Below are 25,404 nucleotides of genomic sequence, written 5' to 3' on the forward strand. Positions count from 1 at the left end.
ATCTCAGTTCGCGGTTTTGCGCAGGCGCTGGAGACGGGCGCCGAAGAGGCCCTCGGCGCCGTCGAGCCGGTCCTGGGCACGGGAAGCTGCCGCGGCGCGGTCCGCGGTGTCGGCCTCGCGATGTACGTCGAGCTCGGCCTCGGCCTGTTTCGCGACGGTGTCGGGGTCGGCCCCGCCGCCGATCGAGGCCGCGCCGGGGATGCCGGCGGCGAAGCGCCACAGCAGCCGGCGCGCGTCGTGGGCGTCGTCGGGGAGCTGGGCCACCCGCTGGGCCACCTTGACGGCGGCCACGAGGAAGTCGACGCGGGCGCTGAGCGGGCCGACCACCCGGGTCTCCAGCGGCCAGGTGGAGATGGCCAGCAGGCCCCGGGCCGGGGAGAGCAGGTCGGCGGTGAGAGCGGGGCAGAGATAGTACGGCCGGTTGTACGGCGCGACCTTGAACGAGCGCTCCTCGTCGCGGCGCAGGCTGGTCAGCCGCGCGGCCACGAGCTCGCCCGGGAAGAAGGCGTCGTGGACGGCGATGATCAGCTTGGGGGCGGCGGGAACCGTGAGCAGGGTGAGGGCGTGGTGCACCTGCTCCCGGATGGACAGCATCGGCGGCGCGGCGGCCAGGCTGCGCTCCCGCTGCTGCGGCACCCGGTCCTGCAGGTCGGCCAGGGCCTCGTCCCACGCCTGTTCCACCCGGCGCAGCTCGGCGCGCAGGGTGCGGGCGTGGGCGCGGTCCCCCGTCGTGGCCGCGCGGCGCAGTTCGCCGCGCAGCCGGTCGATCCGGCGCTCGAGCAGCTCGATCTGCTCGTCCGGGGCCGAGATCGATTCGGACACGAACGGAACATAACTGGTACTTGCTGGAGATTGCTGGAACCAATCCCGGCGTGTCGCGCTTGCTTTTTCCCGACAGACCTATGCGGGTACGGGCTGTGGCTGCTCGACTGCCCTCGGTACCGGCGCGCGCTTCGGCATCGGGATGATCTGCGGCTTCCGGCGGGCGGCGAGATCCTCGACCCAGCCGAACGCGAGCACCAGCAGCGCCGTGAGCGTCACCACCATGCTGAACTGCAGCACGCTGTGCCAGCCGCCGACGAGCGTGATGCCGAACCACACGCCGACCAGCCGGACGAACGTGATCGCGGCCTCGTGCCAGAGGTAGATCGTCAGGGCGCGCCGGTTGACCGCCTCGACCAGCGGCTCGGCGACCCCGAGCGACATGGCGGCCGGCGCGATGTTGAGCATGATCAGCAGGAACGCGGTCGAGTACAGCGTGTCGGCGATCGGCGCGTCGTTCATGTCGTACCCGCGCGGCCCCGGCGTGTGGAACAGGATCGCCAGGCCGATGCCGCCCATCACCAGGCACACCGGCCACAGGATCTTCTTGGAGATGCGCTGCAGCGTGCCGTCGTGGTGCGCGAAGCCCAGCATCCAGGCCGGCGCGTACATGAAGAAGTCGCGGATCATGCCGCCGGTGCCGTAGCCGGTCTCCCAGAGGATCACCAGCACCGTGAACGGCACGACGACGCTCGGGATCGGCCACTTGCGGAACAGCCACAGCAGCACGGGCGAGGCGATGATGAACCAGAGGTACGAGCGGACGTACCAGATCTGGCTGAACCAGAGCCCGCCCTTCTCGGTCGTGGGCGGGTCGTCCAGCGGGACGAACCACAGCAGCGTGCGCCACGTGTGCTCCATGCCGCCCCAGAGCGACATGAGCGTGATGGCGAACACGCCGAGGACCCAGAACGGTACGACGATGCGGCGCATGCGCCGTCCGATCGCTTTGACACCCGAGCGGTCGAGCGAGGCGGCCATCAGGGAGCCACCGAGCGCGAACATCAGGCCCATAGCGGGGAAGGCGACGGTCAGCCACGCGAATCCGAGTGTGTGGTACGTGACCACGCGGATGATCGCGACGGCTCGCAGGAGGTCTACGTACCGGTTCCGCATCCCCTACAGGTTGCCCTGCGACCCTTAGGGGCAACCCCGTTCCAGCTCAAAATTGGCTGTGTTTCTTCTCAAAGATCCTAGGAGGCTGCCGCCGTAACCGATTGGGCAATCGATTGGGTTCACCCTGTATTCACCCCGAGTGCCTGGCTGAGCGCGGAGAAGTCGTTCGGTCCGGCATGCGGCGTCCCGTTCACGAAGAACGCCGGGCTGCCCTGCACCCCCCGCTCCCGGCCGCTGGCCATGTCCTGCGCCACCCGTTCGTGATGAACGCGCGTGCCGCCCGTGTCGGGCAGGCCGAACCGTTCGGCGTACCGGGCCAGGTCCTCGTCCTCGAGCTGCTCCTGGTGGGTGAGCAGCAGCGCGTGCATGCCCCAGAAGGCGTCCGCGTCGGCGGCGGCCTCGGCCAGCAGCGCGGCCGGCATGGCGCGCGGGAACGCGTCCACGAGCGGGAAGTGCCGGAACTCGAAGCGCAGGTCCTTGCCGTAGTGCAGCTGGAGTCGTTCCACGACACCGAAGGCGCGACCGGTGTCGGGGCAGGCGTAGTCGCCGTACTCGACGAGGCTGAGCGGTGCGCCGGTCTTCCCTTGAGCGTGCATGCCGCTCTGGTGCCCAGTTTTGGGGCGTGAATGCCCCCGCGGGTTTTCCCCTACGGGGGCATTCACGTTCCGCTAGTCGAGCACCTCGGTCACGGTGCCGGCGCCGACCGTCTTGCCACCCTCGCGGATGGCGAAGCCGAGGCCGGCGTCCATCGCGATGGGCTTGCCGAGCTCGACGGTCACGTCGACCGTGTCGCCGGGCATCACCATCGTGATGTCACCCAGGTCCACCGAGCCCATCACGTCCGTGGTGCGGAAGTAGAACTGGGGCCGGTAGTTGGCGAAGAACGGCGTGTGCCGGCCGCCCTCCTTGGTCGTCAGCGCGTACACGTGCGCCTTGAACCGCCGGTGCGGGCTGACCGAACCGGGCAGGGCGACCACCTGGCCGCGCTGCACGTCGTCCCGCTTCACCCCGCGCAGCAGCAGCGCCGCGTTGTCGCCGGCCTGCGCCGAGTCGAGCTGCCGGCCGAACATCTCCATCCCGGTGACCACGCTGGACTGGGTGGGCCCCAGCCCGATCACCTCGACGGGCGTGTTCAGCACGAGCGTGCCCCGCTCGACCGAGCCGGTCACGACGGTGCCGCGGCCGGTGATGGTGAGCACGTTCTCGATCGGCATCAGGAACGGCTCGCCGGTCACCCGCTCGGGCAGCGGCACGTACTCGTCGACCGCGTCGAGCAGGTCCGCGACGGACTGGACCCACGCCGGCTCGCCGGCGAGCGCCTTGAGCGCGGACACCCTGACGACGGGGATGTCGTCGCCGGGGAACCCGTACTCGCTCAGCAGCTCCCGCACCTCGAGCTCGACCAGGTCCAGCAGCTCCGGGTCGTCGACCGCGTCGGCCTTGTTCATGGCCACGACGAGGTACGGCACCCCGATCCGCCGCGCCAGCAGCACGTGCTCGCGGGTCTGCGGCATGACCCCGTCCACGGCGCTGACGACGAGGATCGCCCCGTCCACCTGCGCCGCCCCGGTGATCATGTTCTTCACGTAGTCGGCGTGCCCAGGCATGTCGACGTGCGCGTAGTGCCGCGTGCCCGTCTCGTACTCGACGTGCGAGATGTTGATGGTGATGCCGCGAGTGATCTCCTCCGGCGCCCGGTCGATGCCCTCGAAGCTCGTGTACCGGTTGACGCCCGGGTACCGCTCGGCGAGCACCTTGGTGATGGCGGCGGTCAGGGTCGTCTTGCCGTGGTCGACGTGACCCATCGTGCCGATGTTGAGATGAGGCTTGTTCCTCGTGAACGCCTGCTTGGCCATCTGACTCTCCACAGTGGATTTGTGGGGTGGATGCGCAGAACCCTTGCCGTTCCGGTGGCTTTGTGAGGGCGTACCGGCTCGGCCGGCTCACCCTCCTCCGTCGGTTCCGCATATGAAGGCTGCGGGAGGAGGGTCAGCTTCGCAGGCCGGCCTCTAGCGCTGCGGCTGGCGCCTTGCTCGCCCAGGCGACCGCCGAGCCGGCCGGGTGGCCGTGCTCCATCGGGGCGGTCGTGGTGATCACGTTTGGAAAGGTAGCTCGCGGTTGTTTCCTCAGCAACGTATTTACCGGTGGCGTTGCTCACTACCCCCTGGGGGTATGTCGCGATCCTGAAATGTCGGGCGCTGGCGCGCCGCGACATTTCCGGATTTATACCCCGACGGGGGGACGAAACGGACCTTCGGCCTTCTCGCGCGGGGCAGGCGCAGGTCAGCGCGGCGGCGGGGCAGGCGCAGGAGCTGGCGCGCGCTGGTCACCGCGACGACCAGGAGCCCAGGCCCGCGGCGGGCGGCAGCGCGGCCACCCGACCAGCGCGCGCGGGCGCCGATGCGCTGCGGCATCAGCGCAGAGGCAGGGCGTGCGCGAGAGCCGGCACGCGTTCGTCACCGCGACGATCGCGGGGCGCCGGCACGCGGAGGCGTCAGCGCGGCGGCGGGGGCAGGCGCAGGGCGATCGTGGGCGCGTCGGCCATGACCGAGTTGGGGGCGCCGCCGGTGGGAGCGTCGGCCGGCGGCCGGTCCGCCCGCCCGACGGTGATCTCCGGGTAGATCTCGACCTCGTCCCACTCCCCCATGGCCTTGGGCTCGCCGCGGGTCAGCTCGATCTCCCGCGGCGCCGCCGTCGGCCCGGTGCGGGCCAGCACCGCCGCGCCGTTGGTGCTCACGTCGGTGACCAGCAGCATCCCGTCGCGCAGCTCGAAGCGCAGGTGGTTGCGGCTCACCCGGCGGCTGGACTCGTCGTCGAGCCAGGTGCCGATGGTGATGCCGCCCGGGTCCTCCGGCGCGCGGCCGACGACCACGGGCCGCGCGGCGGTGACCGTGAACCGCGCGCGCACGGTGCCGTTGATCCGTACCGCCAGGCCGAGCGCGGGCGGCCGCGGCCCGGAGTCGATCAGCCGGTCGCCGTGGCGGGGACAGATCGGCGCGCCGCTGGGCAGGGCGGGCGGCGCCTGTCCGGCCCCCGCGGCCGGCGGACGGCCGAAGACCGGGCAGTCGGAGGCGGGGCAGCGCCAGTACCGCAGAAGGACAGGATGCGGCCGCGGCGTCGAGCCGGTCGCCGGGGCGAGGGTCAGCTCCATGCCGCCGGGCGCGCCGGTCGTCAGGTAGACCGGGCCGGGATGGCCGGGCAGCGGATTGCGACTGATCACCGGTACCCCGGTCAAATGCGCCACCTCTCGCACCCGCGCATTGACGCGGGCGTTCGGCGGCAGCATCTCGATCAGCCCGTCGTCCGACCACCGGCGCAGGACCATGCGCTCGTTCGACGTGAAGTCGGTGTCGGACATGGCCCCGCGCTCGGCGATCGCGTAGAGGCCGGTGTTCCCGTCGCCCAGCCGCCGGCTCAGCGCGTCGATGAACATGCCGAGGCGCAGCAGCGCGGCCGGCCGCCCACCGTCGAGGTCGACGCTGCGCGCGGCCTCCACCAGGTCGATCACGCCACCCGCGGCCAGGGGGTCGACCGTGAGTCGCCGCTCGATCGCGTCCAGTGCCCGGCTCGTTTCGAATCGCACCGCAACATTCTGCCTCAGCCCCGGCCGAGGACTGGAAACGACGGGCAACCAACCGCAAAGCCGCCGCCGACCACCTCTGCGGTCGACGGCGGGCCTTGCGCCGCGCACTCCGGCCAACCTCGGGGGGAGGGGAGGGAAGGCGCCGGGCGCGGTACACACGACGGAGGCAATTGGGGGGAATGCCCGTCTCGTCGTGAGTAGTCGGGTTCTGACTGTTGGTAAGGAAAAGGTAGATCACCGGTCGCAGACGTCAACAGCGGTGAATGCCTGAATGAACGAGATCTCACCCGCCGCAGGTCTTCGCGACCTCCAGAAGCCGGTGCGCGTCAATGCCTTCCCGCTGCTCGACGGCGAGCGGATGGTCGGTCGGCTCCAGCTCGACCAGCGGCCGGCGGCCCGGTTCCCGAGTATGCACGCGGGTCTTGAGCTGGATCGTGTCGGGGTACCCGGGGATGTTGTTGGACAACCACCCGAAGTACGGCTTCTCCTCGGCCCGCGCCGGGTCGTCCCACAGCTCGACCGCCCGCTGAAAGTTCGCGGCGCTGAGACTGACCCACACGTTGTACGTCAACGGCTCGTCGGTCCCCCGCACCGGAATCTCGATCAGCCCGCGCATGAAGAAGTGGAGCTCGTCGAGTTCGGGCGCATCGATGCAGCACAGCTCCTCCTCGAGGAAGGATTCGCCGCCGGCCTCGGGCGCGCCCCAGTAGTCGGGCGCGGAGAACGCCCACACGGCCGGAGTGTCGCCGACCTCCGTGCCGCAGCACTCGCAGACAAACGTCACCGCGGCATGGTAGACCCGCAGCCTGGAGCCACGGCCAACTTGGCTCAGCCAACTTGAGAACCGGCATGTCGCCTGGCGGGGTATAAATCCGATATGTCGGGCTGGCGGAGCGCCCGACATATCGACGTCCTTCCGCCGCCGGCGCTCGCGGGGCCGGGAGCGGCGGCACGGCTTCGTCCAGCGACACGGCTTCGTCCAGCGACACGGCTTCGTCCAGCGACACGGCTTCGTCCAGCGACGCACTGAGAGGTGCAGAACGAGCGGCTGCTTCCGCGGCCTCGTCCCGCTCCTGCCGCAACCGCCGCAACTTCTCGGCATGCCGCTGAGCAAGCCCCCAGTCCCAATGCCACGTAGCTTAGTTTGATCTTGTGGTGAGTGGGTGGTGGCGGATGGTTGGGGGTTTGTCGTGGCGGGTGCTGGCTGGTTCGCCGGGTTGTTTGAGGCGGTAGTGGCAGTGCCGGACGCGTTTGATGGCGCGGGGGCAGGTGCGTTCGCGTCGTGGCGGGATGCGGTGGGTGGTGATGTGGTGGAGGTGGTCGGGGAGTTGCTCAGTCCAGTGGTGAGGGGGGAATAGCGGCTGTTCCGGTGGCGGTGCGGCGGATCAGGCGGAGGGTTTTGGTGAAGGAGATCTGGTCGGGGTCGAGGTCGGCGGCGGCGGAGGCTTGGGTGATCAGGGCGGTGACGGCGTGGTGGACGATGAGGTAGGCCCAGATTTCCTGGTGGACGAGGTCGGGTAGCCGGGAACGCAGGACTTGGCCGGGGCCGCGGAGGTGGGTTTTGAGCTGGTCATGGCTGGTTTCTTGTTCCCAGCGCTGGTGGTAGGCGGCGGCGAGTTCGTCGGCGCGGGCGTCGGCGGGGTTCAGGATGGTGGTGGTCAGGGCGATGAGTTCGTGGTGGCCGTCGCCGGCGCGGTCGGGGATGTCGTACTCGATGACGCGGACGAGATGCGCGATCGGTTCGCCGTGGCGGTCGAACGCCTCGGGGATGTGATCGAGGTTGTCCAGGTGGGTGCCGGCGCGGGCGGCGGCCAGCAGCCGGTCCCGGCGTGGGATGAACCGGATCTCGGGTTTGATCAGGATGCTGAGGTAGGTGCCGTCGGGCAGGATCTTGATCACGGGCAGGTGCAGGTTCGTCGGGGCCCGCCACAGCAGCGCCGCGCCGGTGGCCTGCGCCGTCTGCCAGCCGCGCCAGGAGTAGAAACCCCGGTCGGCGGTCAGCAGTTCATCGCCGTGCAGCTGTGGGTAGAGCGTGGCGGCGAGGGTTTTCTCGCCGCTGGTGTGGGTGCCGACCGCGGCGGCGACGAACGCGTGGGTGCCGCACTCGGCGAGGGCCACGACCCGGGCTTTGGGGAACGACGACTGTTTCTCACCACTGCCGGCATAGCCGAACTCCGCCACGTTCGCGGGTGTGTCAGGCACGTCGATCTCGAACCCGTCGATCGCCAGGAGCCGCCACGAGCGCAGGAACGAACCCCGTGCCGCGCCCAGCGCCGCCGCGGCCGCCGCCGGACCGGCCCGCCCGGCGACCGGCCCGCAGGTGCCGCGGAACAGTTCGGCGAACAGTTCACGACCCAGCCGTTTCCGGGCCTGCGTGATCGCCGACGAGGTCGGCACGCTCCAGCCCGCGTCCCAGACCCCGAACCGGTCCAGCGACCCGGTCACCTTCGCGGCGACCTCCTCATAGTCATCGTCAGGGAACAACGCCAACGCAAGCGTCAGATACGCCGTCACATGCGCCGGCAGCTTGCCATCCGAACGCCGCTCCCGTACCCCGCACACCGCCACAGCGTCATCCACCGCATCCCGCGGCACCTGCGAGATCAGCACGCCCAGCGTGACCTGATCAGGACGCACCACCGGCCGATCCACCACCACCGAGGTCATGACCCGCGATCCAAACCGGAACCGCCATCGATGTCACCACACCACGCCGAGCACCCAACAAGATCAACTTAAGCTACGTGGCATTGCCCCCAATCCCGATGCCGCTTGTGCTCCCGACGAAACGCCTCGTTCCTGGCAGAGTAATTCCGACGCCTCGTGCAATCCCGCATAGCGGCCAATTCAGCCCGCCCAAACAATGACAACTGCCCCACACACAAATTGTCCCACCAGGCCCAAAATGGACCAAGCCCAACAACCGAACAATCGCAAATGAGCAAGGTAAAACCGGGACCACCGAACGATGACCACGGCGGACCCGGCTCCCGAACTACGGCCCGGACCACCGAACGGTGACCAGAGTCTTCACCGGGACCACGCTTATACATTCCGGTCGCCGCAGGCGGCCGGGGACCATCGGACGAGGGCACATATGTGGTTGCCCATCGGTCCGGCGCATTGTTTTTCCCACCGACCCGATGGTCAATCCGGAAACGAGGTGCTGAGCCCCGTCAGCCCTGCGCGGCGATCTCCCGCGCCCGATCCCGGGCCGCCTCCAAAGCCGAAAGCAGAGCCGCCCGAACCCCGTGATTCTCCAGCTCCCGAATCGCGTTGATCGTCGTACCGGCCGGCGACGTCACCGCCTCGCGCAGTTTCACCGGGTGCTCCCCCGACTCGCGCAGCATGATGGCCGACCCGATCGCCGTCTGCACGATCAAGTCGTGCGCCACCTGGCGCGGCAGGCCCAGCAGGATGCCGGCGTCGGTCATGGCCTCGACGAGGTAGTAGAAGTACGCCGGCCCGGAGCCGGAAAGCGCCGTAACCGCATCCTGCTGCGACTCCGGCACCCGAATAGTGCGGCCCAGCGGGCGGAACATCTCCTCGGCCACGGCCAGGTGCTCCGCCGTCGCGAAGGAGCCGGCCGAGATGGCGGTCATCGCCTCGTCGACGAGGGCCGGGGTGTTCGTCATCACGCGTACGACCGGGGTGCCCTCCGGCAGGTGCTTGGCGAAGAACGTCGTGGGCAGGCCGGCGCACAGCGACACCACGAGCTTCTCGGCCGGCATCTTCGGGCCCAGGTCGGCCAGCAGCGCGCCCGCGTCCTGCGGCTTCACGGCGATCGTGACGACGTCCGCCTCGCGGAGGGCGGTTTCGTTGTCGACGACGCGGATGCCGTACCGCTCAGTCAGTTCCCGCGCCCGCTCGGGCCGCCGCGCGGTGGCGATGAGGCGGTCCGGCGACCAGCCTGCGCGCAGCAGGCCGGAGAGCAGGACCTCGCCGAGCTTTCCGGCACCGAACACGGCGATGATGCGCACGCGGACTCCCCAACAGTGAGAAAGAAAAAGGGGGCTGCCGGAGCAGCCCCCTGGAGCCGGCGGCTCAGGAACCGAAGAAGACCTCGGCCTCGGTGTAACGCTCCACCGGGACGGTCTTGAGCTCCTTGGTGGCCTCCTGCAGCGGCACCCGCACGATGTCGGTGCTCTGCAGCGCGACCATCTTGCCGAAGTCGCCCTCGTGCACGGCGTCGATCGCGTGCAGGCCGAAGCGGGTGGCGAGGACCCGGTCGAACGCGGTCGGGGTGCCGCCGCGCTGGATGTGACCGAGGACGACCGTGCGGGCCTCCTTGCCGGTCTTGGCCTCGAGCTGCTCGGCGAGCCACTGGCCGATGCCGCCGAGGCGGACGTGGCCGAAGGAGTCGAGCTCCTGGTTGTGCAGGACCATCTGGCCGTCGAGCGGCTGGGCGCCCTCGGCGACGACGACGATCGGGCTGTACTGCGTCTGGAAGCGCTTCTCGACGTAGGTGGCGACCTGGTCGACGTCGAAGTTGCGCTCCGGCAGCAGGATCACGTTGGCGCCACCGGCGAGGCCGGCGTGCAGGGCGATCCAGCCGGCGTGGCGGCCCATGACCTCGACGACGAGGGTGCGGTGGTGCGACTCGGCGGTGGTGTGCAGCCGGTCGATCGCCTCCATGGCGATGTTCACCGCGGTGTCGAAGCCGAACGTGTAGTCGGTCGCGCCGAGGTCGTTGTCGATCGTCTTCGGCACGCCGACGACGTTCACGCCGAGGTCGGTGAGCTTGCTGGCGACGCCCAGGGTGTCCTCGCCGCCGATCGCGACGAGCGCGTCGACGCCCAGGTCGGCCAGGTTCGACTTGATCTTCTCGACACCACCGTCGATCTTGAACGGGTTGGTGCGGGACGAGCCGAGGATGGTGCCGCCGCGCGGCAGGATGCCGCGAACCTGGGCGATGCCCAGCTCGCGCGTGATGCCCTCGAGGGGACCGCGCCAACCGTCCCGGAAGCCCACGAACTCGTGACCGTAGGTGGAGATACCCTTGCGGACCACGGCACGGATGACCGCGTTGAGGCCGGGGCAGTCGCCGCCCCCGGTCAGTACGCCGATACGCATGCTGATTCTTGCCTTCCTGGTTGCGTGCCCGAGCCGCACGACGGGCGCGGTCGAGCCGGAGGTACCCGCTCATGGCGACGCTGCCGATTCACAGCGCACTGTAGTCGCTCCGGCTGAACCCTCAGCAGTCGTCCCCGCGGATTCCGAACTTCTTCGCCGACTCGTGTTCCTGGGTCATGCGGCGCAGCGCGGCCAGCAACGAGTCGCCGAGGACCGAGCCGACGACCGCCGCGTACAGCATTTTCTCCGGCCCCTCGGCCCGCGCCACGAACTCCAGGTCGTGCCCGGCGATCTGCTCGGCGACGTCGGCGTACCCCTCCAGTAGTACTCCCACGTCGGCCCCCACCTGCTCGAACGCGGCAAGCACCTCGGCCGCGACCTGGCGCGCGGGTGCGTTCTCGCCGACCAGCCACTCGCGTTCGGCGGCGAGCTTGTCGATGCGCGTGCGGGCCGCGGCGACGGTGTCGGGATCGATGGACTCCTTGTTGCCCGCGGTCGAGGGCAGGGCGTGGCCGAGCACGTGATGCACGTCCGGATCCGGCTCGTCGAGCGCCTCCAGGAGTTGACGGATCGTGGCGATCGGCAGCCTGCCGACGTCCAGAAGCACCCGAACGAGGCGCAGCCGCTCGACGTGGCGCTCGTCATAGCGGGCCTGGTTCGGGCTGGTCAGCTCGCCGGCCGGGAGCAGGCCCTCGCGCAGGTAGTACTTGATCGTCGGCACGGGGACACCGGTCTGCCGGCTCAGCTCCGCGATGCGCATGGAACTCCTTCCGATCACCACATGGATAGTGTACCTTTCCATTAGCGGACAGCGGAGCTATCCACTATCCGAGAGCGGCACTATCCGCTATCTGCCGAGAACCTACAAAAATACGAAATGTCCGAAAAGTCGCGGCGCGCCAGCGCCCGACTTTTCGCCCCAAACCACCCGGGAGCTGAACATGCACCGGCCCCTCAAGACAGTCGCCGGCCTCATGGCCGCCATCGCCCTCGTCAGCCTCGTCGGCGTGTTCGTCGACGACCGCGTCCTCGTCGGCGCGCCCATCTGGCTCAAGCCGTTCAAGTTCGCCGTCTCCATCGCCATCTACGCCACCACGATCGCCTGGTTACTGCCGCGGCTCGAGCGGCGTCCCAGAACGGCCTGGTGGCTCGGCACGGTCATCGCCGCCGCCATGCTCATCGAGATGGTGATCATCGTCGGGCAGGCCGCCCGCGGGCGGCAGAGCCACTTCAACGCGGGCACGCCGCTCGACGGCGCGCTGTACAGCATCATGGGCGCCACCATCGCCACCGCCTGGGTGGCCACGCTGGTCATCGCGATCCTGCTGCTCATCCAGCGCATCCCCGAGCGGGCCACGGCCCTGGCCGTCCGGCTGGGCATCCTCGTCGCGCTCGGCGGCATGGGCGTCGGGTTCCTCATGACCATGCCGACCCCGGCCCAGCTCGGCCAGGAGCGGCCCACGATCGTCGGCGCGCACGCGGTCGGCGTCGCGGACGGCGGGCCCGGCCTGCCGCTGGTCGGCTGGAGCACCACCGGCGGCGACCTGCGCGCCGGGCACTTCATCGGCATGCACGCGCTGCAGGCCCTGCCGCTGTTCGCGTTCGCGCTGATGCTGGCCGCCCGCCGGATCGCCCGCCTGCGCGACGAGTGGGTCCGCACCCGGCTCATCGGAACATTCGGGTTCTTCTATGCTGGGCTGGTGGTGCTGGTCACCTGGCAGGCGCTGCGGGGGCAGTCACTGATCCACCCCGACGCGCCGACCCTGGCCGCCGCCGCGCTCCTGCTGGTCCTGACCGCGCTCGGCACGGCCTGGTCGCTCGCCGGGCCGCGCCACTCCCCCGTCACCGTCGCGCCCGCGGAGGTCTGCTGATGTCCGAGACGCTCTTCCAGCTCGCGTTCCTGGCGACGGTACCGTTCTGGGCCCTCATGATCCTGGCCCCCACCTGGGGCTGGAGCCGCCGGATCATCGCGTCGCCGTTCATCGTGCTGCCCACGCTGGTCGTCTGGGCGGTCGCGATCGCGCCGGCCCTCGGCGACTTCGCGCGGGAGATGCTGAACCCGGACCTGGCCGGCGTGAAGGCGTTGCTGGCAAGGGACGAGGTGGTGGCGGCGGTGTGGGCCCAGGTCATCGCCTGGGACCTGTTCATCGGCCGGTGGATCTACCTCGACAGCCGCACGCGCGGCCTGCACCCGCTCCTGATGGCGCCCGTCCTGGTGCTGACGGTCCTGCTGTCCCCGATCGGGCTTCCCGTGTACTTCCTGTTGCGCCTCACCAAGCGCCCGCAGCCGTCAGCCGTGCATGACGCGCCAGCGGGCGAGGTTGTGGCGCGCGTCGACTAGGGCGTCGTGGCGGCCCTCCGCGACCGGCAGCGGAGGGCGCCCGGCGTCGTCCCACAACTGGCGCAGGTCCTTGGTGAACCGCGGGATCTCCCGGGGCAGCGTCGGCATCGAGCCCCACAGTTGGGCCAGCGCGACGTGGTCGTAGGCGGCGTACCAGGCCCACAGCTCGATCTCGTCCGCCTCGCCGGAGCGCAGCGGCTCGGTCAGGAACTCGAGCAGGTCCTCGCGGATCCGCTCGCGCGAGCGCCAGGCCTTGTCGCCCGGCGACGGGAGCTTGTCCAGCACGTTGCGGCGCACCCACGACACGGCCCGCGAGTCGTCGAACTCGGTGGAGATCGCGTAGAACTCCCGGCCGTGCTCGTCGACCACGCCGATCGAGACGAGATCGATCAGCCGACCGTCCTCGATGAACTCGCAGTCGTAGAAGTACCTGTAGCGCGCCACCAGGCCCATCCAACACCATGGCCCCGGCGGTGATCAGAGCGCGTCGGACAGTTGCGTGTACAGCCCGGCGAGTCGGGTGAGCTCCGCGTGGTCGCCGAGGCGGCCGCCGTCGGCGTGGATGCGCTCGGCCACGCCGGCCGCGTCCAGGGCCGCGCGCAGGCACAACAGGGCGGGCAGGGCGGCCTCGCACTCGTCGCGCGGGACCCGCGAGGCGCGCAGGTAGGCGTCCTCCAGCCCGTCGGCGGCGGCCGGCCCGCCCGCCGCGAGCACCGCCGCGGCCAGGTCGGCCAGCAGTGGCCCGACGCCGGCCCCGGACCAGCCGACCAGGCCGACGGCGCCGGTGGACGGGTCGAGGCGGAAGTGGGCGGCCTGCGGGTCGTTGTGCAGCACGCCGTACGTGAGCTGGTCCGTCACCATGATCCGGCGCACCGCCGCGACCGTGTGCCGGACCGCCGGTCCGAGCCAGGACTCCAGGTCGAGGTGGGGGCCCTGATGCGGTACCGCCGCGGGGTCGAACTTCACGAGGTGCGGATGCGTGAACTGGCGCAGCGTGCGGTGCGCGTGGCCGAGGGTGTCGCCCCACCACTGCCGGTCGAGCGGGTCGGCCGCCCGCAGCGGGCGCCCGGGCACCAGGTGCAGCAGGGCCACGGCGCCGTCCTCGGCCGCCACCGTGAGCCCCCCGTCAGCGGCGCGGACCGGCATTCCGGCCCCGACGCCGAACGTGTCCACGTGCTCGGCGGCGCACAGCCCCGCTTCCAAACCGGATCTGCGGTGCATCGGCACCCATTTGCCGACGAATTGGCCGTTGTTGATCTCGACCTGCCACGCATCGCGGCCCAGCGGAATGCATGGACCGGGATTGCACTGCCAGCTTCGGCGCAGTGTCGTGCGCATCTGCTCGGCGGCGGGGGCAGCCACGCAGCGCATTATGCGCCGTCACTGTCCGGCGCACTTGAAAACGGGCGAAAATGGTCGAAGATCCTCTTCGATGAAGGGACCGAGGCCGATGCACGCACCACCGGATCCTCGGTCCCCACCCCGCCCCCCAGCGGTTTGCGCGTGGGCACTAGCCTGCCTGCGGACTCATGAACGGCGCTGTCGGAGAGCCGATGCGGGGGATGTACAGACTCCGACACGCACGTCATGATCTGGTAGAAGTTCCTTACAGTCGTCGTGATCACCTAACGTGATCACGAGTCCGATCAACGCCGAACCGGGAGGGGTTTGACCGTGGAGGGTCGGCTGCCAGATCCCGGCGACGCACTGACCGGTGTGGAAATGTTCAGTGGTCTGGAGCCCGATGTGCGTCAACGGGTCATCCAGGCGGCGGTGCCACGGACATACCGCAAAGGCCAGCTGCTGTTCGTCGAAAACGATCCGGGAGAGTCGCTCATCGTGCTCAAGCGCGGTGCCGTGATGGTCTTCCGGACCGCTCCGACCGGCGAACGCGCGGTCCTTTCCGTGGTCCGGCCCCCGGACACGCTCGGCGAGGTCTCCCTGCTCGACGGCGCGGCCCGCTCGGCCTCGGCCGAGGCGATCGAGGACTGCCAGGCCCTGGCCCTGTCCCGGCACGCGTTCATCGAGCTGGTGCACGCCAACCCGCGGATCCTCGACGCCGTGATGCGCTCGCTGGGCCTGCTCATCCGGCGGCTCACCGAGCAGAACGCCGACCACGTCTTCCTCGACCTGCCCGGCCGGGTCGCCAAGACGCTGGTCCGGCTGGCCGGCGAGACCACCGCGCCGATGGTCACCATCGAGCTCAACCAGAGCCAGCTCGCCGAGATGGCCGGCGGCTCCCGGCAGAGCGTCAACCAGGCGATCGGGTCGTTCGCCAGCCGCGGCTGGCTGCGCACCGAGGGCCGCCGCATCGTGGTCACCGATCTCACCGCCCTTCGTCGTCGCGCCGGGATGACCGACCGGTAAGCACCGATTCGGGCAGCTCCACAGGGCTGGACGGCCGGGGTCCCGGGTGCCATTTCGGACACCTGGCCGCCCCGGCCGCCGACGTGTGAGGATGGGTTCTCACAGGGCAAGGGAGTGTCGGCGATTTCCAGTCAGTGCGCACGCTGCGGCCGCCAGGCGGGCGAGGGCGACCGTTTCTGTGGTGGTTGCGGCGCCGAGCTGAGCCCACCCTGCCCCACGTGCGGCCGCACGCTCGCCCCCGACGCCGCCTTCTGCACCGGCTGCGGCACCCCGCGGGCCGACACGACCGCGGCCCGCGGCCTGCTGATCCGCGCCGAGCGCGCCACCGGCCGGGCCCAGGTGCCCACCATCCCGGCCGCCCGCAGCGAGGACCGCCGCCGCATCAGCGTGCTGTTCGTGGACCTGATCGACTTCACGCCCTACGTCGAGCGGGCCGACCCCGAGCTGGTCCGGGAGCTGCAGAAGCGCTTCTTCTCCACCGCGCGCGAGGTGATCGGGCAATACGGCGGGGTCGTCGAGAAGTACATCGGCGACGCCGTCATGGCCCTGTTCGGCGCGCCCGTGGCCACCGAGACCGACGCCGTGCGCTGCGTGCGGGCCGGGCTGGAGCTGCAGCGGGTCCTCGCGCGGTACGCCAGCACCGGCGAGGGCGAGCGCGAGCTGCGCTTCCGGGTCGGCGTGGCCACCGGCGAGGCGCTCGTGGACGTGGCCGCGGCCCGCGACGGCGGCCAGGCCATCGTCGCCGGCGACGTGGTCAACACCGCCTCCCGGCTGCAGTCGCTCGCCCCGCCCGGCGGGGTGCTGGTCTGCGGCACCACGTACGCGCTGACCAAGTCCTCGATCCGGTTCGAGCAGCAGCCGCCGGCCACGCTGCGCGGGCGCTCCACGCCGACCGAGGTCTGGCTGGCCCTGGCCCCGCTGCGGCGCAATCACCCGGACCGCGAGGCCGGCTCCACGCCGCTGGTCAACCGCACCCACGAGCTGAGCCTGCTGGTCAACGCGCTGCACCGGGGCCTGCGCGAGCGCACGCCGCAGCTGGTGACCGTGCTCGGGCACGCCGGGATCGGCAAGAGCCGCCTGGTGCACGAGTTGTTCCTGCACGCCGAGCGGCTCTTCGACGCGCCGGTGGCCTGGCGGACCGGGCGCTGCCCGCCGTTCGGGGAGAACGTCACGTACGCCGCGCTGGCCGACATCGTCAAGGCGCAGTCCGGCATCCTCGACACCGACTCGGCCGAGACGACCCGCGAGCGGCTGGACACCGCCCTGGCCACGATCGTCGAGCCGTCCGAGGCCGAGCGGCTGGCCGAGGCGCTCAGCCCCCTGGTCGGACTGCCGGGGCCGAAGCTCGCGCCCGACGAGACCGAGTCCGCCTGGCGCCGCTTCGTCGTCGCGCTGGCCGCCCACCGGCCGACCGTCCTGGTCTTCGAGGACCTGCACTGGGCCGACGAGTCGATGGTGCGCTTCGTCGAGCGGCTGGGGGCGTCGGTGCGCGACGTACCGCTGCTGCTGTTGTGCACGGCGCGCCCGGAGCTGCTGGAGCGCAACCCCAGCTGGGCCGGGGCCGTGGCCGGGGCGGTGTCGATCACGCTGCCCCCGCTGCGCGACGCCGAGATCGCGACCATGTACGCGCACCTGCTCGGGGCGGCCACGTTCCCGTCGCAGTCGCTGAGCTCCCTGGTCGAGCTGGCCGACGGCAACCCGCTGTACGCGCTGGAGTACACCCGCATGCTCGCCGAGCAGGGCAACCTGCCCGCCACCGACGCGCTCGGGCGCGAGCTGCCGATGCCCGACAGCGTGCACGCGGTCATCGCCAACCGGGTCGACCTGCTCGACGCCGCCGACCGGGCGGTGCTGCAGGCCGCGGCCGTGGTCGGGATGAACTTCTGGCCGGGCGCGGTCGGCGCCGCGATGAGCCGGCCCGCCGACGGCATCGAGCGCTCGCTGCGCCGGCTGGAGCAGCGCGACCTCATCCACGAGCAGGCCGCCTCGACGATGGCCGGGCAGACCGAGTACCGCTTCGGCCACGTCCTGGTCCGCGACGTCTGCTACCAGCGGCTGCCCCGCACCGAGCGGGTGGCCCGGCACGAGCGCACCGCCGAGTGGCTCGACGGGCTGGCCGCCGACCGGGACACCGACCTGGCCGAGGTGGTCGCCAACCACCGGTTCATCGCGTACGAGATCGCCCGCTCGCTCGGCCTGGACGGCGCCCGCTACACGGTGCCCGCACGGGACGCGATGCACCGGGCGGCCCGGCGCGCCTACGCGCTGCACGCCCTGGAGGCCGCGGCCGCCCACGCCGGCAAGGCCCTGGCGCTGTGCGACCCGGACACCGACCCGCTCGAGCGGCTGCGGATCGAGCAGCTCAGCACCGAGATCGACTTCTACGCCAACCCGGAGGCGTTCCTGGGCACGGGCGGGGCCGACCGGCTGGTCGGGCTGGCCGAGCGGCTCTACGCGGCCGGCGACCAGGCCGCCGCGGCCCGGGCCTGGACCGTGCGCGGCCAGGCCGCCTGGCTGCGGGCCGACCGCCTCGACGCGCTGTCCTGCCTGGACCGGGCGGTCGAGCTCTTCGACGAGCTGCCCGACGGGCCGGCCAAGGCGGACGCGTACGCCGAGCTGGGCCGCCTGCACATGCTGAACTTCGAGGTCGACCCGGCGGTCGCCGCGGCCAGCGCGGCCGCCGAGATCGCCGACCGGCTCGGCCTGGTCGAGGTGGCCACCGGCGCCCGGATCACCATCGGCACCGCGCTGTTCCAGGCCGGCGACCGCTCGGGCCTGGTCGAGCTGCAGTCGGCGCTGGAGGTCAGCCGTGAGCGCCGGCTGCTCTCGGAGCACCGGGCCCTGCGCAACGTCTCCTGGGCACTGCTGGAGGACGGGGACTGGACCGCGGCCCGCGCCCTGCTGGACGACAGCCGCAACGCCGTCCCCGGCAGCCACACCCTGGCCACCGGCTACTCCGACGTGTGCCAGTCCGCGTACTTCACCGGCGACTGGCCCGGCTACGTGGCCGCGGCCGAGGCAGCCATGGCCGAGCCCGGCGGCGAGTGGGACCTGCAGGTGCGCGGCGTCCGGGCCTGGATCCGCACCCTGCGCGGGGAGGACGGCGGCGACGACGTCGAGGACATCGTGGCCGCGGGCCGCCGCTCGGGCTTCTACCGGCTGCAGTGGGTCGCGCTCGGCCACGGCGCGCTGTGCCTGGCCCTGCAGGGGCGCGACCGCGACGCCGAGGCGCTGATCGTGGAGCTGGCCAAGACCTGGCGCGAGGTCCGGGCGATCGCCAGCGGCGAGTGGATCGACGCGACCGCGCACGCGGCGGTGCTGTCGGGCCGGGTGGCGATGATGGCGGTCCGCGACATGCTGGCCGACGTGCCGCACCGCACCCCGTGGGTCGAGGGCGCGCTGCGCACGATCACCGGGGCGATCGCGTTCGTCGACGGCGACCACGCCCGGGCGGCGGACATGCACCTGGCCGCGGCCGAGATCTTCGGCGAGATCCCGAACAACTCGGCGCGCATGCTGTCGCTGGCCTGGGCCGTGCGCGCGCTGGGCCGCGGCGGGGACCCGCGGATCGAGCCGTGGCGGGCCGAGCTGTGCGGCTACGCCGAGGAGACGGGCACCCCGCGCCTCCTCGGCCTGGCGGAGGTCACGCCGCCACCGGCTCCTGCGAGTCCTGCGGGCTCGGCTGGGCCGACGCGCTCTTGACCTTCTGGGCGTACATGTCGATGTACTCCCGCCCGGACAGCGTCATGAGCTCGTACATGATCTCGTCGGTGACCGCGCGCTCGATGAACCGGTCCCCCGCCATCCCGGCGTAGCGGGAGAAGTCCAGGGGCGGCCCGAACTTGATGTGCACCCGCTTGAGGTTCGGCAGCTTCTGCCCGATCGGTTGCACTTTGTCCATGTTCATCATCGCCACCGGTACCACCGGGGCGCCGGACTCGAGCGCCAGGCGGGCGACGCCGGTCTTCCCGCGGTACAGGCGGCCATCAGGAGAGCGCGTGCCCTCGGGGTAGATGCCGAAGATCCCGCCCTCGCGCAGGATCTTGAGGCCGACCTCGAGCGCGGCCCGGGCCGCCTTGCCGCCGGAGCGGTCGATGGGGACCTGGCCGGTGCCGGCGAAGAACAGCTTCGTCAGCCAGCCCTTGATCCCCTTTCCGGTGAAATACTCCGCTTTGGCCGGGAACGTGACCCGGCGGCGGACGCTCAGCGGCATGAAAATCGAGTCGGCGAAGGAGAGATGATTGCTGGCGATGATCACGGGGCCGGTGGCGGGCACGTGCTCACGCCCCTCGACCTTCGGCCGGAAGACCAGCTTCAGCCAAGGTCCGAGGACGATGTACTTGAGGAACCAGTAGAGCACGGCCGGCCTTTCGGGATCGCGCGACAATCGGTGATGACCGTCGCAAAGAGCCTACGAACCAGTACGGCACACCACAACGCACTCCCGGAACGACGGCCGGGCATGTCAGGATTTCGGTCAGCGGTTTTTTCGCGGCGCACCCGGTCGTCGCGACGGCGGCCGCGGGGAGGGGCGAGCTGTGCCAGGGGGTGGGGCGCGGCGCGGCCGGCGGGACAACGGCCTGGTGGCGCAGGAGTACGCGGTGGTGGGCGACGTCGACCCGCGCGTCGGTGAGCATCTGCTGGAGATGCTCGCGGAGGGCGGGATCGCGGCATACCTCCAGCCTGCCTCGGATCTGCATCCGCTGACGCGCACGACGACGCTGCCGGCGCGGCCGACCGACCGGCTCTACGCCGACCGGGACCATCTCGCCACCGCGCGGGACTATCTCGCCCAGCTGACCTCGGCCGTCCCGGAGCAGCACACGCCGGCCGGGGAGGTCGCCGCGCCGGTACCGATGGAGGGCACGACCCCGCCGAGCCAGTCCGACGAGGACGCGTTCGCCGCGATCGTGGCCGGCTTCCACACGACCGTCGATCCGACCCACGCGGTGCCGTGGCCGGCCGCCGAGGACCTGGACTCCTCCAGCACCGCCGCCCCGGACATGGACACCGAGCCGGCCCCGCGCACGTCGCTGCGGCGCCCGTCGGACGCGGTGGACCGCTCGCTGCTGGACAGCCTGGACACCTTCGGCAACGACCTGCCCGACGAGGTGGAGGACGAGGAGGGCTACACGCCCCCGCCCCCGCCGCCGCTGCCCCGGGTCGCGCCGGTCACCGTGGTGGCCATCGTCGCCCTGGCCGCCGGTCTGGTCCTGCTGTTCTGGCCCGACCTGCTGCCGCTGGGCTCGCAGACCACGCTGTTCCTGGGCTTCGCCGGCGTCCTGGCCGGGTTCGTGACCCTGGTCCTGCGCCTGCGCCCGGGCGACGACGAGGACGACGACCCGGACAACGGCGCCCGGGTCTAGCTCGCTACCCGACCTGCTTGAGCCAGTCCGCGATCGCGTCGATCGGCTCCTGCCAGCGGGCGTCGAGCATCAGGTCGTGGCCCATGCCCGGGAAGAGCAGGGGCGATCCGCCGTACCGCCTTGCCACCCACTCCAGCGCCGAGCCCGCCACCACGCGGTCGTCCGGGCTGCCCACGACGAGCACCGGCGGGCGCCCGACCGGCGGCTCCGGCTCGTGCCGGGCGATGAGCTGGCGCTGGGCGCCGCCCGGGACCCGCTGGAGGCGCTGGGCGTACGACTGCGCCGTGTTGCCCGGCAGGGTGCGGCTGAACAGCTGCTCGCGGCTCAGCGTGACGCGGCCGCCGAGGATCCCGGGCAGGGTGCCGGCCGGGTTGCGCCCGAGCAGGCCGAACGCGGTGCCGAGGCCGCCGAAGACCGGGGACACCAGCACACCCGCCTTCACCGGGTACCGCGCCATGGCCATCGCCACGACCAGGGCCCCGGCGCCGTGGCCGATCAGGACCGCCTGGCGCGGCAGGCCCGCCGCGACCTGGGTCACGTCGTGCACGTAGTCGCGCAGGCGGGCGTCCGGCGCCGGGCCCGACCCGCCGTGGCCGCGCAGGCTCATGGCGTACGACGGGAAACCCCGCTGGGCCGTGTGCTCCAGCCAGTGCTCGGCGAAGGCCCAGGCGCCGTGGCCGTAGCCCGGCACGAACAGCACGGGGGTCGCGGCGGGGTCCGCCGGGCCGGGCGGCTGGGCGTCGAGGATCTCGCGCCGCACCGGCTTCGGCGGGTCCGACCACTCGTCGGACCGCATGACACGGGTGGTCACTTGACCGCCTCCAGCTCGTGCAGGGTCTTTTCGAGCTCCTTGAGGTACACGAAATGGCTCACCTCGAACCAGTGCCGGGTGGACTCCGTGACCTTGGCCTGGGTGTAGCGGCGGTCGCCCTCGGTGCGCAGGCGGGCCCAGACGGCCTGGGCGCGGTCGGGCGCGGCGTCGAGGACCCGCAGCCACTGCGCGATGAACACGGCCTGCCAGTGCGAGAGCGTGAACAGCGCTGAGTCCGGCTGCAGCAGCCCGGCCACGGCGAGCGTCGGGTGGGTCCGGGAGAGCAGCTGCAGGGCCAGCCGCGGGCGCCCGGCGGCGTCGGCGGAGAGCAGCTCCGGGGCGAGGAAGTCGAACTTCGGCAGATATCCGGTGGCCATGACCACGAGGTCGGGGTCGATCACCCGCCCGTCGGCCAGCACCACGTCGTGCGACTCGAAGTGCTTGATGTCCGGTACCGCCACCACGTCGCCGTGCCCCAGGTAATACGGCAGCTGGCTGTTGACCAGCGGGTGCATCTCGAGGATGCCGTGCTCGGGCTTGGGCAGGCCGAAGCGGGTCAGGTCGCCGACGGTCATGTTGATCGTGCGGTGCAGCAGCCACTGCCGGACCTTGGTCGGCAGCCGCATCGCCAGGACCTTGTCGTTGACCTGGTCGGCCGGGCGGCCCAGGGCGAACTTGGGGGCGTACCAGTAGCCGCGCCGGGTCGAGTGCCAGCACTTCGCCGCCTGCTGGGCCGCCTCGACCGCGATGTCGCAGCCGGAGTTGCCCGCCCCGATCACCAGCACCTTGCGGCCGCGCAGCTGGGCGGCGTCCTTGTACTGGCCGGCGTGGATGACCTTGCCGCGGTACTCCGTCAGCCCCTCGTACTCGGGCATCTTCGGCGCCCAGTTGTGCCCGTTGGCCGCGACCACGGCCGCGTAGCGCATGGTCCGCGGGGCGCCGCCGCGCGAGCCCTTCACGGTGACGTCCCAGCGCGGCGGGCCGCCCGCGGCGTCCTCGGCCGGCTCGACGCGGGCCACCTCGGTGCCGAACCAGATGTGCTCGCGCAGGCCGAAGTGGTCGGCGTAGCGCTCGAAGTACTGCAACATCTGCGAGTGGTGCGGGTAGTCCGGCCAGTCGTCGGGCATCGGGAAGTCCGGGAACTGGGTGAACGGCTTCGAGGAGATCAGGTGGGTGCTGGCGTAGACCGGGCTGCGGTCGTGCCGCCAGTTCCAGCCGCCGCCGACGCCGGTCTCGCGCTCGTAGCAGTCGACCCCGAACCCGGCCTCGCGCAGGTTCTTGATCGTGGTGAGCCCGGTGCCGCCGGCGCCGATGACGCACACGGTGTCGCCGCGGTCGTACACGGGCTCACCGTCGCGCCAGTGGGTCGCGTTCCCGGTGAGATCTTCGAACCGACCGTCTGCGCTCACCGCGGCATCATGCCGGATTTATTCGGTGATTTCCAGGTCGGCGATGACCGGAAAATGGTCGCTGGCGGCGCGGGTCTGCGGGGTGTCCAGCACGTCGTACTGCAGGACCGCGATCCGGGGATCGGCGAAGATCACGTCGAGCCGCTCGCGGGCGGCCGTGGCCGGGAACGTCGGGCGCTCGTCGGGCCCGGCCGCATCGGTGAGCCCGTCGGCGATCATGCGCCAGGCCCCGCCGCCGGAGTTCTCGTTGAGGTCGCCCGCGAACACCAGCGGCTCGGCGACGTCGTCCATCTCCCGCTTGAGCAGCTCGGCCTGCATCGGCCGCTCGGTCGGGTCGGTCGAGAGGTGCGAGCCGCCGGCGACGAACGTGGACCGGCCGACGCGGCACCGCACGAAGGCGGCGCCGCGCATGTGCCGGCCGGGGGTCAGCGGGTAGCGCAGGTTCCACCCGGTCACCACGCGGACCCGCAGGTTGACGAGGATCAGGTTGCCCAGCGCCGGCAGCCCGCCGCCGGCGACCACGAGCTCGAGCTCGCGGGCCAGGGCGGCCGACTTCTGCCGCCACCGGAAGCGCCGGGGCGCCTCCTGCAGGATCGCGATGTCCGGGGCGGCCTCCCGCACGGCCGCGGCGAGGGCGCGCCGGTCGTCCTTGAGGCCGTGCAGGTTGTACGACAGCACCCTGATCTTCGTCATGCCTGTTTGTCCCTACATACGGGCGAGGTCTGCGGCGCCGACCACCCCGGCCAGGTTGCCCATCAGGGCGGGCCGGATCTCGGCGACCGGGAGGCGGCCGCGGTTGGAGAGTTGCTCCTCGTAGCTGGCCCGGGCCGGCTTGAGCAGCAGGTCGCCGGCCTCGCTCACGCCGCCGCCGATCACGATGACCTGCGGGTCGAGGGTCTGCACGATGTCCACGAAGGCGACCCCGAGCCAGCGGCCGACCTGCTCGAACGCGCCGATGGCGACCGGGTCGCCGAGCCGCGCGGCGGCGGTGACGGCCGGGCCCTGGATCTTGTCCGGGTCGCCGCCGGCCTCCTGCAGCAGCAGGGCGGCCGCCTCGGGCCGGGCCCTGGCGTCCGCGCGGGCGAAGCGGACCAGGGCGTTGCCGCTGGTGTACTGCTCCAGGCAGCCCTGCCGCCCGCAGCCGCACGGGTGGCCGCCCGGGACCATCGTGGTGTGCCCGATCTCGCCGGCCACGCCGTTCGCGCCGCGGATCAGCCGGCCGCCGATGACGATGCCGCTGCCGATGCCGGTCCCCACGGTGTACAGCACCATCGAGTCGTCGGCGTCGTGCGCGGCCCCGAACCGGAACTCGGCCCAGGCCGCCACGTTGCCGTCGTTCTCCACCACGGTGGGCAGGCCGACCGCCTGCTGGATCTTGTCGCGCAGCGGCTCGTCGCGCCAGGCCAGGTTCGGGGCGAACTGCACGATCGAGCGGGTCGCGTCGACCCACCCGGCCGCGCCGATGCCGACGGCCTCCACCTCGTGCGCGGCCGAGAGCTCCTTGATCACGTCGATGATCCGCTCCGCGGTCTCGCCCGGGTCCTGCGCGGGCGTGTCGCGGCGCGTCTGGATCAGCACGTCGCCCGCGGTGTCGACGACACCGCCGAGCACCTTGGTTCCGCCGATGTCGACGCCGATGGTCAGCCCCATTGCGGGAAGCTCCTCTCGTTCTGGGGTCAATCCTCTGCGACGTCGCTGTCGGTGGTTGACGTTTCACGCGTGGCGTCATGCCACGGTTTGCTCGGTTTCTCGCCGAAGCCCCGCAGGAACGAAGCCACCCCGGCCGCCACGTCCCCGGCCCCGGTGGCCAGGCGCTCGGCGAAGTCCGGATCGGGATCGCGGGCCGCGGCGATGGCCTTGCACAGCGGGCAGACGCAGCACTCGCCGGAACCGGTGGCGAACCCGGCCGTGCTGTTCGCCGCCATGGACACGGCGGCGAGGGCGGCGGCGACGAGGCGCTCGGCCTCCTCGCGAGGGTCCCTCATGCGCCCTCGACCCGGCGCTTGAGCTCCTTCAGTGCGGTGTCCATGATCATCTTCTCGGCCTTGCGCTTGAACATGCCGATCATCCCGATCGCCAGCTCCACCGACAGCGAGTAGGTCACCGTGGAGGTGCCGTCCGGATTGGCGCCGATGTCGTAGGAGCCGTCCTGCTGCTTCTGCATCTTCGACGGCGCGGTGAGGCTCCACTCGATGCGGCTCAGGTCCTCGGCATACTCGTAACGCAGCGTGTACTCGTCCGTCACCGGGCCGGAGTCGAGCACGAAGTGGACCTGGCTGGCGTACCCGTCCTCGTACTCCTCGACCACCTCGGCCGACTTCACCGCCGCGACCCACTCCGGGTAGCGGGCGAAATCGGCGATGACCGCGGCGACCCGCTCCGGGGGCGCGTCAATGACGATCGACTGCGTCGAAGTGTCGGCCATGCGTGGCAGGCTACCTCTGCCGCGCCGTTCGCGAAGCGTCGGCTCGCCTCGCCAACTGTTCGGGGTGCAGGCACCCTGTGCACCCGTGCGG

Annotated in this window: 23 protein-coding genes and 1 pseudogene; 5 read left to right on the forward strand and 19 right to left on the reverse strand. The window is 71.3% G+C overall.

Annotated features, from left to right (window positions below):
* Window positions 1–3: 3 nt before the first annotated feature.
* From ACQPZ4_RS42695 to ACQPZ4_RS42740, 10 genes are all read right to left on the reverse strand, one after another.
* Window positions 4–822 carry a hypothetical protein gene (locus ACQPZ4_RS42695; RefSeq protein ID WP_433049640.1) on the reverse strand — a complete coding sequence of 273 codons (819 nt, stop codon included), beginning with the start codon at window positions 820–822 and terminating at the stop codon, window positions 4–6.
* Between the two features lie 78 nt (window positions 823–900).
* The gene (locus ACQPZ4_RS42700; RefSeq protein WP_433049643.1) at window positions 901–1,938 is read right to left on the reverse strand and encodes an acyltransferase family protein; all 1,038 of its coding nucleotides are present in this window, start codon (window positions 1,936–1,938) and stop codon (window positions 901–903) included.
* A gap of 119 nt (window positions 1,939–2,057) precedes the next feature.
* Window positions 2,058–2,534, reverse strand: a complete 477-nt coding sequence (locus tag ACQPZ4_RS42705; RefSeq protein WP_433049646.1) for a DsbA family protein — start codon at window positions 2,532–2,534, stop codon at window positions 2,058–2,060.
* Window positions 2,535–2,606: 72 nt separating this feature from the next.
* Window positions 2,607–3,794 (reverse strand): elongation factor Tu, encoded by a 1,188-nt coding sequence (tuf, locus tag ACQPZ4_RS42710; protein WP_433049649.1) that lies wholly within the window; start codon window positions 3,792–3,794, stop codon window positions 2,607–2,609.
* Between the two features lie 638 nt (window positions 3,795–4,432).
* Window positions 4,433–5,521, reverse strand: a complete 1,089-nt coding sequence (locus tag ACQPZ4_RS42715) for an FHA domain-containing protein (RefSeq protein ID WP_433049652.1) — start codon at window positions 5,519–5,521, stop codon at window positions 4,433–4,435.
* 283 nt (window positions 5,522–5,804) lie between these two features.
* On the reverse strand, window positions 5,805–6,305 hold the full coding sequence (locus ACQPZ4_RS42720; RefSeq protein ID WP_433049655.1) for a DUF2199 domain-containing protein: 501 nt from the start codon (window positions 6,303–6,305) through the stop codon (window positions 5,805–5,807).
* Window positions 6,306–6,853: 548 nt separating this feature from the next.
* Window positions 6,854–8,188, reverse strand: a complete 1,335-nt coding sequence (locus ACQPZ4_RS42725) for an IS4 family transposase (protein WP_433046682.1) — start codon at window positions 8,186–8,188, stop codon at window positions 6,854–6,856.
* 509 nt (window positions 8,189–8,697) lie between these two features.
* Window positions 8,698–9,501, reverse strand: a complete 804-nt coding sequence (proC, locus tag ACQPZ4_RS42730) for a pyrroline-5-carboxylate reductase (protein ID WP_433049658.1) — start codon at window positions 9,499–9,501, stop codon at window positions 8,698–8,700.
* A gap of 64 nt (window positions 9,502–9,565) precedes the next feature.
* Window positions 9,566–10,594 (reverse strand): 6-phosphofructokinase, encoded by a 1,029-nt coding sequence (locus ACQPZ4_RS42735; RefSeq protein ID WP_433049661.1) that lies wholly within the window; start codon window positions 10,592–10,594, stop codon window positions 9,566–9,568.
* A 121-nt stretch (window positions 10,595–10,715) separates the two neighbouring features.
* Complete coding sequence (locus tag ACQPZ4_RS42740; protein WP_433049664.1) at window positions 10,716–11,354, reverse strand: MerR family transcriptional regulator; 639 nt, start codon at window positions 11,352–11,354, stop codon at window positions 10,716–10,718.
* Window positions 11,355–11,535: 181 nt separating this feature from the next.
* Between ACQPZ4_RS42740 and ACQPZ4_RS42745 the strand changes: the two genes are divergently transcribed.
* Window positions 11,536–12,465: a hypothetical protein gene (locus tag ACQPZ4_RS42745; protein WP_433049667.1), complete on the forward strand. Its 930-nt coding sequence runs from the start codon at window positions 11,536–11,538 to the stop codon at window positions 12,463–12,465.
* Complete coding sequence (locus tag ACQPZ4_RS42750) at window positions 12,465–12,935, forward strand: ABA4-like family protein (RefSeq protein ID WP_433049670.1); 471 nt, start codon at window positions 12,465–12,467, stop codon at window positions 12,933–12,935. The genes ACQPZ4_RS42745 and ACQPZ4_RS42750 overlap by 1 nt, the downstream gene beginning before the upstream one ends.
* Here the strand turns inward: ACQPZ4_RS42750 and ACQPZ4_RS42755 are convergent.
* Window positions 12,885–13,379 carry a polyadenylate-specific 3'-exoribonuclease AS gene (locus ACQPZ4_RS42755; protein WP_433049673.1) on the reverse strand — a complete coding sequence of 165 codons (495 nt, stop codon included), beginning with the start codon at window positions 13,377–13,379 and terminating at the stop codon, window positions 12,885–12,887. The genes ACQPZ4_RS42750 and ACQPZ4_RS42755 overlap by 51 nt on opposite strands.
* Window positions 13,380–13,412: 33 nt before the next feature.
* Window positions 13,413–14,297 carry a phosphotransferase gene (locus tag ACQPZ4_RS42760; protein ID WP_433049676.1) on the reverse strand — a complete coding sequence of 295 codons (885 nt, stop codon included), beginning with the start codon at window positions 14,295–14,297 and terminating at the stop codon, window positions 13,413–13,415.
* Window positions 14,298–14,609: 312 nt separating this feature from the next.
* On the opposite strand from ACQPZ4_RS42760, the gene ACQPZ4_RS42765 reads away from it, so the two are divergent.
* Window positions 14,610–15,302, forward strand: a complete 693-nt coding sequence (locus ACQPZ4_RS42765; RefSeq protein WP_223097114.1) for a Crp/Fnr family transcriptional regulator — start codon at window positions 14,610–14,612, stop codon at window positions 15,300–15,302.
* 114 nt (window positions 15,303–15,416) lie between these two features.
* Window positions 15,417–19,004, forward strand: a complete 3,588-nt coding sequence (locus ACQPZ4_RS42770; protein ID WP_433049679.1) for an ATP-binding protein — start codon at window positions 15,417–15,419, stop codon at window positions 19,002–19,004.
* On the opposite strand, the gene ACQPZ4_RS42775 is transcribed toward ACQPZ4_RS42770, so the two are convergent.
* Window positions 18,946–19,662, reverse strand: a complete 717-nt coding sequence (locus ACQPZ4_RS42775) for a lysophospholipid acyltransferase family protein (protein ID WP_433049682.1) — start codon at window positions 19,660–19,662, stop codon at window positions 18,946–18,948. The two genes, ACQPZ4_RS42770 and ACQPZ4_RS42775, sit on opposite strands and share 59 nt — an antisense overlap.
* A 178-nt stretch (window positions 19,663–19,840) precedes the next feature.
* Between ACQPZ4_RS42775 and ACQPZ4_RS42780 the strand changes: the two genes are divergently transcribed.
* Window positions 19,841–20,668: a DUF308 domain-containing protein gene (locus ACQPZ4_RS42780; RefSeq protein ID WP_433049685.1), complete on the forward strand. Its 828-nt coding sequence runs from the start codon at window positions 19,841–19,843 to the stop codon at window positions 20,666–20,668.
* Window positions 20,669–20,672: 4 nt separating this feature from the next.
* Here ACQPZ4_RS42780 and ACQPZ4_RS42785 read toward each other — a convergent pair whose 3' ends face one another.
* The 6 genes and pseudogenes from ACQPZ4_RS42785 to ACQPZ4_RS42810 form a co-directional block, all read right to left on the reverse strand.
* On the reverse strand, window positions 20,673–21,464 hold the full coding sequence (locus ACQPZ4_RS42785) for an alpha/beta hydrolase (protein WP_433049688.1): 792 nt from the start codon (window positions 21,462–21,464) through the stop codon (window positions 20,673–20,675).
* Window positions 21,465–21,475: 11 nt separating this feature from the next.
* A complete protein-coding gene (locus tag ACQPZ4_RS42790; RefSeq protein ID WP_433049691.1) occupies window positions 21,476–22,888 on the reverse strand; it encodes a flavin-containing monooxygenase in 1,413 nt (470 codons plus the stop codon).
* A gap of 18 nt (window positions 22,889–22,906) precedes the next feature.
* Window positions 22,907–23,581 (reverse strand): endonuclease/exonuclease/phosphatase family protein, encoded by a 675-nt coding sequence (locus ACQPZ4_RS42795; RefSeq protein WP_433049694.1) that lies wholly within the window; start codon window positions 23,579–23,581, stop codon window positions 22,907–22,909.
* A 12-nt stretch (window positions 23,582–23,593) separates the two neighbouring features.
* The gene (locus tag ACQPZ4_RS42800; protein WP_433049697.1) at window positions 23,594–24,538 is read right to left on the reverse strand and encodes an ROK family glucokinase; all 945 of its coding nucleotides are present in this window, start codon (window positions 24,536–24,538) and stop codon (window positions 23,594–23,596) included.
* A 47-nt stretch (window positions 24,539–24,585) separates the two neighbouring features.
* Window positions 24,586–24,873 (reverse strand): annotated as a pseudogene (locus ACQPZ4_RS42805) (hypothetical protein); the annotation flags it as partial.
* Window positions 24,870–25,313, reverse strand: coding sequence for an SRPBCC family protein (locus tag ACQPZ4_RS42810; RefSeq protein ID WP_433049700.1), 444 nt, complete (start codon window positions 25,311–25,313; stop codon window positions 24,870–24,872). The gene ACQPZ4_RS42810 and the pseudogene ACQPZ4_RS42805, both read right to left, overlap by 4 nt.
* Window positions 25,314–25,404 lie beyond the last annotated feature (91 nt).

The sequence above is a fragment of the Dactylosporangium sp. CS-033363 genome, from assembly GCF_050942475.1.
Classification (GTDB): Bacteria; Actinomycetota; Actinomycetes; order Mycobacteriales; family Micromonosporaceae; genus Dactylosporangium.